Source organism: Terriglobia bacterium (assembly GCA_020072785.1).
GTDB lineage: Bacteria > Acidobacteriota > Terriglobia > Acidiferrales > UBA7541 > Acidiferrum.
The window spans coordinates 194,302-206,150 of the sequence record JAIQGG010000002.1; the positions used below are offsets into that span (position 1 = coordinate 194,302).

General features: G+C 63.3%; 12 protein-coding genes. All 12 read left to right on the forward strand.

What is annotated here, in order from left to right; all coding sequences use genetic code 11:
* Nucleotides 1-67: 67 nt before the first annotated feature.
* On the forward strand, nt 68-3,436 hold the full coding sequence (locus tag LAN61_04140) for a carboxypeptidase regulatory-like domain-containing protein (GenBank protein MBZ5539694.1): 3,369 nt from the start codon (nt 68-70) through the stop codon (nt 3,434-3,436).
* Nucleotides 3,437-3,550: 114 nt separating this feature from the next.
* Nucleotides 3,551-4,588: an LLM class flavin-dependent oxidoreductase gene (locus tag LAN61_04145; protein MBZ5539695.1), complete on the forward strand. Its 1,038-nt coding sequence runs from the start codon at nt 3,551-3,553 to the stop codon at nt 4,586-4,588.
* 23 nt (nt 4,589-4,611) lie between these two features.
* Nucleotides 4,612-5,661, forward strand: a complete 1,050-nt coding sequence (locus LAN61_04150; GenBank protein ID MBZ5539696.1) for an LLM class flavin-dependent oxidoreductase — start codon at nt 4,612-4,614, stop codon at nt 5,659-5,661.
* 54 nt (nt 5,662-5,715) lie between these two features.
* Nucleotides 5,716-5,952 (forward strand): hypothetical protein, encoded by a 237-nt coding sequence (locus tag LAN61_04155; GenBank protein MBZ5539697.1) that lies wholly within the window; start codon nt 5,716-5,718, stop codon nt 5,950-5,952.
* Between the two features lie 51 nt (nt 5,953-6,003).
* A complete protein-coding gene (locus LAN61_04160; protein MBZ5539698.1) occupies nt 6,004-6,246 on the forward strand; it encodes a hypothetical protein in 243 nt (80 codons plus the stop codon).
* Nucleotides 6,247-6,260: 14 nt separating this feature from the next.
* Nucleotides 6,261-7,019, forward strand: a complete 759-nt coding sequence (locus LAN61_04165; GenBank protein ID MBZ5539699.1) for a glucose 1-dehydrogenase — start codon at nt 6,261-6,263, stop codon at nt 7,017-7,019.
* Nucleotides 7,020-7,030: 11 nt separating this feature from the next.
* A complete protein-coding gene (locus LAN61_04170; GenBank protein MBZ5539700.1) occupies nt 7,031-7,579 on the forward strand; it encodes a DUF2889 domain-containing protein in 549 nt (182 codons plus the stop codon).
* Between the two features lie 10 nt (nt 7,580-7,589).
* The gene (locus LAN61_04175) at nt 7,590-8,486 is read left to right on the forward strand and encodes a CoA transferase subunit A (protein ID MBZ5539701.1); all 897 of its coding nucleotides are present in this window, start codon (nt 7,590-7,592) and stop codon (nt 8,484-8,486) included.
* A 3-nt stretch (nt 8,487-8,489) separates the two neighbouring features.
* Complete coding sequence (locus tag LAN61_04180) at nt 8,490-9,299, forward strand: 3-oxoacid CoA-transferase (protein MBZ5539702.1); 810 nt, start codon at nt 8,490-8,492, stop codon at nt 9,297-9,299.
* A gap of 134 nt (nt 9,300-9,433) precedes the next feature.
* Entirely contained in the window at nt 9,434-10,567 is a 1,134-nt protein-coding gene (locus tag LAN61_04185) for an LLM class flavin-dependent oxidoreductase (GenBank protein ID MBZ5539703.1), read from the forward strand.
* A gap of 42 nt (nt 10,568-10,609) precedes the next feature.
* Nucleotides 10,610-11,386: a glucose 1-dehydrogenase gene (locus LAN61_04190; GenBank protein ID MBZ5539704.1), complete on the forward strand. Its 777-nt coding sequence runs from the start codon at nt 10,610-10,612 to the stop codon at nt 11,384-11,386.
* A 69-nt stretch (nt 11,387-11,455) separates the two neighbouring features.
* Nucleotides 11,456-11,848, forward strand: coding sequence for a nuclear transport factor 2 family protein (locus LAN61_04195; protein MBZ5539705.1), 393 nt, complete (start codon nt 11,456-11,458; stop codon nt 11,846-11,848).
* Nucleotide 11,849 lies beyond the last annotated feature (1 nt).

Here is an 11,849-nt window from a genome sequence, read left to right on the forward strand (position 1 = left end):
GGTGTTGCATCGTTTAGGGAATTGGCACTCACTTATAGGGGGTAGGAACTCCATGATGACGCGATTCTTGAATCGTCGGTTTTGGTTTTGCACCGCAGTGATTCTGGGGCTCGCCGTTCTGCTGGCGCTGCCGTCCGCGCCGGCCTTCGGGCAGGGCGCCGCGACCTTCTCCTCGCTGGTTGGCGACGTAACCGACCAGAACGGCGGCGCGCTGGCGGGCGCCACGGTCACCGTGACCAACACCGGCACGGGCATCTCCTCGTCGGCGCAGACTGATTCGTCGGGCCATTTCGGTTTTCAGCGGCTGCCCGCGGGCAGTTACGACGTCCTCGTGGAATCCGCCGCCTTTAAGAAGTGGGAGGCCAAGAACGTGACCCTGGCGGCGGGGCGCGAAGAGAGCATCAAGATCGCCATGTCCATCGGCAACGTTCAGCAGGTCGTGGAAGTGAAGGGTGAAGAGCTGCAGATCAGCACTAGCGAATCGGTGGTGGGCGACTCGATCTCGCCGCTGCAGGTATCGGACCTCCCGCTGAACCAGCGCAGCTTTACGGCCCTGGTGACCCAGCAGCCGGGTCTGGTGGTGATGACCAACACAGCGGGTGCGACGGTTCTCGGTGCGTCCACCAACTCCGGCTCGTACATCAGCGGCAACGGCCTGATGGGCACCTCGGTGGGCTACCTGGTGGACGGCATCAACATCACCAACGGCACGTTCACCGCCCCGGGAACGGCCTCGGCCGGCGACATGCCCGGTGTGGAAGCCATCAGCGAATTCCAGGTGCTGACACACAACTACAGCGCGGCCTTCGGCGGGGCCTCCGGCTCGATCGTGAGCTTCGCCACCAAGACCGGCACCAACAAACTGCACGGCAGCGTCTATGAATACCTGCGCAACGACAAATTCGATGCGCGCAACTTCCGATTCCTTGGCGTGCCAGTTCAGGAGAAGCCGCCCTTCAAGCGCAACCAGTTCGGCGGAGCGCTCGGCGGTCCCATCAGGAAGGACAAGACCTTCTTTTTTGTGAACTACGAAGGCCTGCGCCAGCGCCTGAACGAAACGGAGACGGCCTTCGTCCCGACGGAGTGCGCGCTGAACAGCGGCCTGGGAGGCAGCGGAGTGGGCTGCCCGGGAGGCGTGCCGTATCCGGTTATGGGTCCGGTTGCAACTGGTTCGGCTACGCCGCCGTTCTACGTTTGGCAAAACGTTCCGATATCGCCGGCCATGCTGTCCATTCTGAGCCTTTATCCGGCAGCGGAACCTAACTCGCTGCTATGTCCCAGCGGGACGGCGAGTTGTGATTGGGTTGGCCAGTCCGTTTTTGCGAACAGGAAGCCCACGCGGCAGGACTTTGGTATCGTGAATCTCACGCACACCCTGTCCAATGGTGATTCGCTCTCAGCGCGCTATTCCATTACCGACGCCGATGCCACCCAGGACTTCCATCTTCCGGGCTTCATTTTCCTCCGCAAGGACCGCAACCAGAACCTGATGCTGAAGTGGAATCACTCCTTCAGCTCCCGGCTGATCAACACGGTCAGCGTCAGCTTCCTGCGCAATTTCATTGATGCCAGCACCGATACCACGAGCGCGCTTCTGCCCAGCCAGTACACCGGAAATGCGCTGCGCGAAACCATCGGCGCCATCACCATCGGCGGCGGCAGCGCGGGCACGGCTTCGGGCACGCTAACCTTTCTGGGGAATGACGATGCCAGCCCCTTCCGTCTGGCGAAGAACAATTTCCCGGTCTCCGACGATGCGGTCTTCTCGGTCGGCAAACACACCATCAAGTTCGGCGGGATGGTCAACCGCTTCCAGTGGAACTGGAAGTCGGCCACGCTGACCGGGGGAAGCTATACTTTCTTGAGCGTGAATGACTTCCTGGCGGCCAACCCGGCAGTCACGCTGATCCACCGCGACGGGCCGGATTCGATCTTCGGAATCCGTACTACCCTGCTGGGCTGGTACGTCGAGGATGCGTTCCGTGTTCGGCCGAACCTGACAATTACCTATGGTATTCGGCACGATTTCCAGGTGCCAGTTCTGACCGACGCGAATGGGCGTCTCGGCAACTGGCAGAGCCCTTCGGATACGCAAGTCACCGTGGGCACTCCGTACAACAACTACACGCTGACGCAGTTCCAGCCGCGTATCGGCATCGCCTACGATCCGTTCAATAACGGAAAGACGGTGATGCGTGCAGGCTTCGGCATCTTCAATGACTTCGTGGATTATGCCGGCAATGCGCAAGGCCAGCTGCAGTGGAATGCGCCCCAGCCAGTCTTGAACACCTACTTTGGCAACCCGTTCGCTCCGGGCTTCCTGCCCCCGACCGAGTTCCCGACCTGCTCGACCTGTACCGTGCCGGGGCCGTTTATTGGCTTGGTGACGGGAATTCTGACGCCGATGAATTCACCGACATCGATCCAGTGGCACGCGGAGATCGAGCGGCAGCTGCCCGGGAACTTCAATGTGACGCTGAACTATTCGGGATCGAACTCCACGCACATCCCGCGGAAGATGGAGTCCAACTACAACCTGCCGTGCGGCACGGATGCCAATGGCCTGCCGATCTTCCCCACCTCCAACCCCGTCACCACGTGTGCGTCGGTGGGAACGGCGGCACCTGGCGTTGCGGCAATCGGCTTCTCTCTCTATTCGAAGCGGTTTGACGCCACGGCCAACTACAACGCGGTCACGGCGCAAGTCAGCCGGAAGATCTCTTCGGTCATCACCTTCTCCAGCAGCTACACCTTCGCCAAGGCGATCTCCGAGTCCGACTCCGTGAACTCGGGCAACGTCATGACCGGGATTGCAGCGGCGTCGCAGTATCCGGCCATGAAGGGTTGGGATCGCTCCGAATCGCTCTTCAGCATCCGGCACCGCTTCACGGAAAACGTCATCATCAACCTGCCGTTCGGCAAGGGCCGCAAGTACATGAGCGATGCGGCCGGCGTCCAACAGGCACTCCTGGGCGGCTGGCAGCTTACCTCGCTGGGTACGTTCCAGAGCGGAATGCCCTTCTCCGTTCTGGCGGGGTACGGCATCACCGGCGTGGGCGACGCCATCGACTTCCCCGATCGTTTGAACCAGATCTCCGCGAATACCACCACAGGGGACATCAACAACTGGATCAACACGGCGGCTTATGTCGAGCAGGCTCCGGGACACCTTGGCAACTCCGCGCGTAACTCCGCCAAGGGGCCGGGCTTCAGCAATCTGGACTTCGGGATCGGCAAGGACTTCACGATCACGGAGCAGATCGGCCTGAAGTTCCGGACCGACATGTTCAACGTCCTGAACCATCCGAACTTCGGTTTGCCGGGATCGATCCAGTTGTTCTCCGGACCGGGTGTTCCGAATCCGTCGGCGGGTGTCATCCGTACTACGGTCGGCACGCCGCGCCAGATTCAGTTCAGCCTGAAGCTGACGTTCTAAGCGGACGCACAGCAGTCTCTTCGGGGAGCCGGTCCGCAAAGGCCGGCTCCCGCTTTTCCTGGCAACTTCAGTTATCATCAGGGCCGCCCACCCCGGGCCACAGGAGTCACCAGCTTGAAGTTCGGGATGCTCATCAACAGTCAGGACCCGCCGGACGGGCGGAACATTCCCCGGCTCTATGAAGAAATCCTGAGCGAAGCGGAGTTGGCCGAATCCGCCGGCTTCGACTCCGTCTTCGTTCCCGAGCACCACATGATGCCGGACGGCTATCTGCCCGCGCCGGCGGTGCTGCTCTCGGCCATCGCCGCGCGCACCAAGAAGATCCGTCTGGGCACTTCCATCCTGCAGCTTCCCGAATGGCATCCCGTGCACGTCGCGGAAGAATGGTGCGTGCTGGACAATATCTCGCGGGGGCGCGCGATTCTCGGCGTGGGACTGGGGCTGGTCGAGCCGGAGTTCAAGCTGTTCGGGATCGAACTGAAGGGCGCGGTGGACCGCTTCACCGAGCAGATCCAGATCCTGCAGAAATGCTGGCGGGAGCGCGGCTTCAGCTTCCCGGGAAAATATTACAACCTGGAAAATGTGACCATCACCCCGCGTCCGGTGCAGAAGGACGGCCCGCCGCTGTGGATCGGGGCGATGAGCGAGGGCGCGCTGAAGCGCGCCGGGCGGCTGGGCTGCGGCTGGATCACCGATCCGCTGCACCACATCAACGTGATGAAATCCTGGGGCGAGATTTACCGGCAGTCCTGCGCCGAGAGCAAGAATCCGAAGGCAGAGACGGCGCTGCTGCGCACCGCCTGGGTGGCCGAGACGCGCCACGAGGTGGAAAACCTCTTCTGGCCGCACGTTCGCGCCATGCACCTGTTCTACAAGAATCTCGGCTTCTTTGAATCGGGGCGTTTCAACACCGAATGGGAGCCCTGGGTGCGCACCATCGCCGACGCGGAGTGGACCTTCGACCGCGTGGCGCCCAACCGGCTGATTGCCGGCACGCCCGCGCAGGTGATCGATGAGATCGCCCGCTACCGCGACGAGACGCGCTGCGATCACCTGATTCTGTACCTGCGGTATCCGACCGGACCGGGGCACCAGGAAACCATGAAGTGCATCCGCATGTTCGGGGAAAAGGTTTTTCCGAAGTTTCAATAGCGCGCCTCGGAGAGCGTAGACCGATGAAGCTGCACTACATGCCCGACACGCACGGCGGACCCTACGACCGTCCGTATCCCACGCCGAAGGAGGTTGCCGAGTTCACGGACCAGCTTTTCCGCGAGTCGGAGATGGCCGAGGCGGCGGGATTCGAATCGCTGCAGATTCCCGAACGGCACATGCGCACGGAATGCCTGTTTCCGTCGCCGCTAATTCTGATGTCGGCGCTGGCGGCGAGGACCTCGCGCATCCGCCTGGGCACGTACATCCTGATCCTGCCGCTATACAACCCGATGCACATCGCGGAGCAGTTCGCGATGATCGACAATCTCTCGCGGGGACGGGTGATTATGGGCGTCGCCAGCGGGTATCACACGGGCTACAACCAGATGTTCAACGTGCCGTTCCACGAGCGCGGCGCGCGCTTTGAAGAAGGCTTCGATGTGGTGACGAAGGCCTGGACGGGGCAAAAGTTCTCGTACGACGGAAAATACTACCAGTTCAAGGATGTGCAGCTCATTCCCGGTGTGTATCAGAAGCCGCGCCCGGAGATCTGGGTCGGCGGGATGTTCCCGAAGACCATCGCGCGCGCGGGCAGGCTGGGCGACGCGTGGTGCAGCGATCCGTTTCCGCTGGATCCGAAGGTCTGGAACGAGCAGGTCAAGCTGTACCGCGACTCGGCGAAGCAGCACGGGCACAAGTCCAAGGTGGTGCTGATGCGCGACGCCTGGGTCGCGCCCACGCGCAAGCAGGCGGAGCAGACCTTCCTGAAGTTGGCCGTCGAGGAATGGCTGTTCTACTACCGCTGGGGCATCCTGACGCACCATCCGGAATTCCAGAAGGAGTCGGACTTCACGCTGGACCGCGCGCTCAAGCATTTCGTCTGCGGCACGCCCGAGGATTGCATCAGCCAGATCAAGATGTACGAGCGCGAGTACGACGTGGACGAAATCGTGCTGCGCTTCCGCCTGCCCGGCGGGCCGCCGCGCCCCAAGGTGCTGCAGTCGCTGAAAATGTTCGGCAAAGAAGTGATGCCGGAGTTCACCCGGAAGAGCAGGAAAAAGAAGAAGTAGCCGCAGCCCGGAAGGAACCGCTCTTCGGCCGTTGGGAGAGCACAGGAGAAGATCATGCCGCTGCTGAAGCTGGTGGACCCCGCGAAGATGCCGGACGATATCCGGCAGCTCACCGAGACGTTCGATCAGTGGATCGGGGACAAGGTGTACGCGCGCGTGATGGCCAACAATCCCGAGGTCTTCCGGAAGTTTTACGAGTTTTACGGCTTGGTGCTCGGCGGCAACGTGGAGTCCGAGACCAAGGAGCTGGCGCGCTTGCGCCTGGCGCAGCTGAACGACTGTCATTATTGAAAGGAAGCGAATCTCGTCTGGGCCAGACGAGCCAACATCCCGGAGCGCAAGGTGCAGGAAGTCGGCAATTTCCGGAATTCCGATGCCTTTACGCCGCGGGAAAAAGCGATTCTGACGCTGGCGGAATGCATGGCGCACGGACGCTCGGATGCCATTGACGACGCGACGATGGCCGAGCTGCGCAAACATTTCAGCGAAGCCGATTTGATCGAGCTGGGCACGTATTTCGCGCTGGTCACGGGCTTTCAGCGCTTCAACAACGCGTTCAATATCCTGTTCCGGTGCGAAGGATAAACGCGGCGCACGAGTTGCTCGAGGAAACGAGAACACGCATCGCGCTGGTGACCGGCGCAAGTTCCGGCATTGGCCGCGCCATCGCCGTGACGCTGGCCCGCCGCGGCTTCACCGTCGTTGCCAATTATTACCGCAACGAAGAAGGCGCGCGGGAGACGGCGCGCCTGGCGGAGCAGGCCGGCGGGAGCGCGTGGATCCACCGCGCGGACGTGAGCGACGCCGGCGCGGTGCAATCCATGCTGCGCGCCGTGGACGAGCGCGAGGGCGGGCTGGAAGCGCTGGTGAATAACGCGGGCGACCCGCTGCACCGCCAGCCCTTCGAGGAGTGGACGCCAGAGCAGCTGGAGCGGGTCCTGGCGGTGAACCTGAGCAGCGTCTTTCTGTGCACGCAGGCGGCGCTGCCGCTGCTGCGGCGGCGCGGCGGGGGCGCGGTGGTGAACATCACCTCGATCGGCGCGCGCCTCGGCGGGACGCCCATGACTCTGCCGTACGCGGCCGCGAAGGGCGCGGTAGAAACGTTCACCGTGGGCCTGGCGCGTGTGCTGGGGCCGGAAAAGATCCGCGTGAACGCGGTGGCGCCCGGTTCGATCCGCACACCAATGCGCGAAACGTTCAGCGACGAGGCGCACCGCCGGCAGGCACTGGCGGATACGCCGCTGGGGCGGCCCGGGGAGCCGGAGGAAGTGGCCGAGGCGGTCGCCTATCTGGTTTCGGATGCGGCGTCGTTCCTCACCGGGCAGATTCTCCGGGTGGACGGCGGGCGGCGCTGCTGAGGAGGTGCGACGTGGAGGAGGCCCCGAAGATTGGCCGGCCCCTGCTGCTGGCAAGGGGCACGGACGGGAAAGCGCCGCGCATCTACGAGCGCACCATCAGCGTGAAGCTGATCGATCACGGCGAGCAGGCGATTCACGTGATGGCCTCGCTGCAGGATATCGAGCACAGTTTTCAGGCGGAGATGATCGTGGACGTGGCGAGCGGGCGCATCGAGCGGGCGATTGCGGTGATGGCGCGGCGGCCCTACGAAACGCTGTGTCTGCACGCCCTGGACACCGTGCAGAAGCTCGAAGGCCAGATCATCGGCCGCGGCATCAACCGCCGCATCGTCGACCTGGTTGGCAAGACGCAGGGCTGCGTGCACCTGGTGGAGATTTTTCAGGCGGCGGTGGGTTTCACCGCCACCATTCTGATCGGGCGGCGCACCGGTTTGCGCGACGATCCCAAGAGGACCGAAATTGAAAACCGGGACTTGTGGTTCCCGGTCTTGAAAGGTTCCTGCCAGGTCTTTCGCGAGGACACCCCCGCGACGGCACCCGGCGGAAAGACCCGGGGATGAAACCGATCCGATGACCGCACGAAAAGAAGACAAGCTGGTGAGTTTGCAGCAGGCCGCCGCGCTGGTGCGCGACGGCGATACCATCGCCATGCAGGGCATGGGCACGCAGATGAGCCCTCTGGCCCTGGTCCGCGAGTTGATCCGGGCGGACAAGCGCGACCTGCAGGTAGCCATGGTCGTCGGCGGCATTGGCCTGGACTGGATGATCGCCGCAGGCTGCGTGCGCAAGGCCATGGCCATCATCATCAATCTCGATGAGTTTGGCATGGCCAATAATTTCCGCCGCGCCGCGGAAGCCCAGAAGCTCGAGATCGAAGAGTACACCGAGCACCAGATCCTGACGCGCCTGGGCGCCGGCGCGCTGGGCCTGCCCTTCGGCGTCAGCCGCTCCGGTCTCGGCAGCGACGTGCTCAGCCTGCATCCGGACACCACCAAGGTCATCGAGTGCCCGTTCACCGGCAAGCCGGTGATCGCCTGCCGCGCCCTGGAGCCGGACGTGGCCATCCTGCACGCGCACCGCGCCGACCGCTTCGGCAACGTGCAGTTTTTTCCCAAGCCCATCTGGGCCGACGTGGACGTCTTCCCGCGTGCCGCGAAAAAAGTCATCGTCACCGTGGAAGAGATTGTGGAGAACGAAGAGATCCGCCGCACCCCGATCCACACCGGCATTCCCTACTTCAAGGTGGACGCCCTGGTGCACGTACCCTTCGGCGCGCATCCCTGCTCGCTCTTCCCGAAGTACAACTTCGACCGCACCCTCTTCCAGCGCTACGCCGACGAATCGCGCACGCCGGAAGGCACGCGGGCATTTCTCGACGAATTTGTCTACGGACTGAAGACGCACGACCAATATCTCGCCAAACTCGGCGGGGCGGCGGCGCTGAAGAGTTTGGAGAGCTGGGACTAGGCCATGGGAACTGCCAGGGAATACACAATCGACGAACTGATGGTGGTGACGCTGGCCAAGGCGTTCACCAGCGACGACATCATCCTGAACGGCACGGTATCGTTCATTCCGGTATCGGCGGTGCTGCTGGCGCGTGCCACGCACGCCCCCGGCCTCACCTGGGTCGCCGGCGCTGTCGGAGTGGACGCCCAGCCCGGCTCGGTCATCGGCAACACTCTTGACCCCACCATGTGGAAGGGCTGCGTGATGTACCTGCCGCAGTACGAGGACATGTGGTCGTACGTGCACCGCGGCACGCTGGAGACGTTCTGCATTCGCGGCGCGCAGATCGACCAGTACGGCAACATCAACAACAGCATCATCGGCAGCGACTACCACAAGCCCAAGGTGCGCCTGCCCGGCTCGGCGGGGATGGGGGACATGGGCTCGCTCGACAAACGCATCTTCATCTGGTCCACCACGCACAACCCGCGCACTTTCGTGAAGAAGGTGGATTTCCGCGCCTGCGTCGGCTGGCTGAACGGCGGCGACTCGCGCGCCAAGCTCGGCCTGCGCAACGGCCCGCAACTGGTCATCACCGACATGTGCGTGATGGATTTCGAGCCGAATTCGAAGCGCATGCGCCTGGTCAGCGTGCACCGTGGCATCACTCCGAAGCAGGTGCAGGAGCAGACCGCGTTCGAGCTGGTCATGCCCGCCCGCGTTCCGGAAACGCCCGCGCCGGAGGCCGAATATCTGCGCCTGCTACGAGAGGTCGTGGACCCCAAGGCCATGCGCAAGATCGAATTCCGCGGCTCGGCAACGAAGGTCTAGGCCGAACGAGTCATTGGGTGCAAAGTTTACGTTGAGATCCTTTCCGGCAAGGCCGGAATCTTCGATCGGCGGACCTGATTGATTCACCTCAGGATGCCACGCTTCCGTAGAAAGGTATAAGCAAGGAACCAGGAATGAAAATTCGTCTCGGAGTACCCGGCGGCATCATGCCGCCCTTCGATAAAGTCATCCAGCAGGCGCAGCGCGCCGAAGCGCGCGGCTACGACTCCGCGTGGTGGCCCTGCCACCTCATGGGCTGGCACCCGCGCTCCATCTGGACGCCGGACATCACCCCGCTGGCCAATTTCCAGAAGAGCGCCGACGTCTATTTCGATCCCGTGCCGGCGATCGCCGCGGCCGGTGCAGCCACGAAAAAAATCCGCATGGGCACTGGCGTGACGGACATTGTGCGCCGCAATCCGGCGATGCTGGCGCAGTCCGCGCTCACCCTCGACCACATCACCGGCGGGCGCTTCATCCTCGGCCTGGGCGCGGGCGAGGCTTGCAACGTCACCCCCTACGGCCTTTCCTTCGAAAAGGCCGTCTCCAAGCTCGAAGAGGGCATCCAGATCATCCGCGCGCTGTGGGCATCGCGCAGCGAGCCCGTCAATTTCGACGGCCAGTTCTGGAAGCTGAAGGACGCCGTGCTGGGCCTCGAGCCCTTCGAAGGCAAGACCCCGCCCATCTGGCTCGCCTCGCACGGGCCGCGTGCGCTGGGCATCACCGGGCGCCTGGCCGATGGCTGGCTGCCCACGCGCATGACCCCGGCGGAGTATCGCACCAAGCTGGACGTGATTCACGCCGCCGCGCGCGCAGCAGGCCGCGATCCCGCCGCGTTCGAAGCCGGCATGCTGGCCTACGTCATCGTGGACGAAGACCGCAACGTCGTGCGCAAGCTGCTGGACCACATCCTGGTCAAGGGCCTGTGCCTGCTGCTCCCCGCGGAACTCTTCGAACGCTTCGGCGCGGAGCCGCCCTTCGGCAAGGAGTCCTCGGGCTTTCACGACTACATTCCCTCCCGCGTGCCGCGCGCGGACGCCGAGCGCATCATGAACCGCGTGCCGCGGGAAGTGACCGAATACTACACGCTGAACGGCACGCCGGAAGACGTGGCCCAGCAGGTGCGCGAGCTGGCTGCGGCCGGGCTGCAGCACATCGTGTTGTGGAACATCACCGCCTTCGCCGATCCCGCGCGCGCCAAGTCCTCGTTCCAGGGCCTGGACCGCGTGAAGGAATTGCTGGACGGCTCGGGCGTTTCGGCCTCCTGACCGGCGGAGGATTTCAGATTCATTCTGAGGAGGAACTCTCTCATGCGGCTCAAAGGGAAAAGGGCGCTCATCACCGGGGCAGCCTCCGGGATCGGTTTGGCGGCGGCCGAGCGCTTTGTGGAAGAAGGCGCGGCGGTGGCCGCCGCGGACATCAACGCCGAGGGGGTGCGCGCTTTGGCCAAACGGCTGAGCGCGGCGGGGCATAAAGTGGGCGCGACGTCCGGCGACGTTTCGAAAACGGGGGACGCCAAGCGCATGGTGGAAGAGGCGGTGGCCTTTCTCGGCGGCCTGGACATTCTGATCAACAACGCCGGCATCGACGTGAAGGGTACGGTGGTCTCCATCAGCGACGAGGATTGGGAGCGCCAGATCGCCGTCAATCTCACCAGCATCCAGCGCATGAGCAAATTTGCCATTCCGGAGATGAGCAAGGCCGGCGGCGGCGCGATTGTCAACACCGGCTCCATCGCCGGCTTCCTCGGCTATTCGAATCTGGCGGCCTACGGTGCGTCCAAGGGTGGCGTCGTGCAGATCACCCGCAACATTGTGGCGGACTTCGCCGCCAGCAACATCCGCTGCAACTCCGTGAACCCCGGCGTGGTGAATACGCCATTACTGGTGCACGCGTGCAAGGAAGTGGCCGGCCCCGGCGGCGACTGGGAAGCGGTCGCCAAGGCCTATTGCGCCGGGCAGTTCATTCAACGCCCCGCCGAGCCGCGGGAGATCGCCAACGCCATCCTTTTCCTGGCCAGCGACGAAGCCAGCTTCATCACCGGCGCGGAACTGCTGGTGGACGGGGGCTTCCGCATCCATCCGTAGCCGGCTGCGGAAAAAAGATTTATGGTTGTCACCCTGGGGGGTGACCGGGAAGGGAGAAGACTGGCCAGCATGGGGAACACCGAAGCCATGGCCGTGGCTAAAGCCTACTTTGCCGCGGTCAATGAGACCCGCCTGGAGGATCTCGCGCAGATCTTTGCCGAAGACGCACGCATGGAGTACCCGCAGGTGGGCGTCCTGGTCGGCAGGGAAGCGATCAAGAATTTTTATGCTTGGGTCTTCCGCTCGTACGGCGATCGCGACGACCGTGTGACGCGCTTCTTTTCCGATGGCGGGAACGGCGTGGCCGCGGAGATCCACTTTGAGGGCAAGACGGCCCAGGGCGCCCCGGTGGTCTTCGACGCCGTGGACCTCTTCCGGGTGGAAAACGGGCACATCGTGGAGTTAAAAATTTTCTTCGACGCCAAGAAAGTGCTTGAAATGGTCGGAGAGGCCAAAAGGTAAG

What these genes read in the sequence shown, in the direction of transcription:
- LAN61_04150 (MBZ5539696.1), top strand. Translation starts at nt 4,612, where the DNA reads ATGAAGCTGCACTACATGCCCGACACGCACGGCGGACCCTACGACCGT.
- LAN61_04155 (MBZ5539697.1), top strand. Translation starts at nt 5,716, where the DNA reads ATGCCGCTGCTGAAGCTGGTGGACCCCGCGAAGATGCCGGACGATATC.
- LAN61_04175 (MBZ5539701.1), top strand. Translation starts at nt 7,590, where the DNA reads ATGACCGCACGAAAAGAAGACAAGCTGGTGAGTTTGCAGCAGGCCGCC.
- LAN61_04180 (MBZ5539702.1), top strand. Translation starts at nt 8,490, where the DNA reads ATGGGAACTGCCAGGGAATACACAATCGACGAACTGATGGTGGTGACG.
- LAN61_04185 (MBZ5539703.1), top strand. Translation starts at nt 9,434, where the DNA reads ATGAAAATTCGTCTCGGAGTACCCGGCGGCATCATGCCGCCCTTCGAT.
- LAN61_04190 (MBZ5539704.1), top strand. Translation starts at nt 10,610, where the DNA reads ATGCGGCTCAAAGGGAAAAGGGCGCTCATCACCGGGGCAGCCTCCGGG.
- LAN61_04195 (MBZ5539705.1), top strand. Translation starts at nt 11,456, where the DNA reads ATGGGGAACACCGAAGCCATGGCCGTGGCTAAAGCCTACTTTGCCGCG.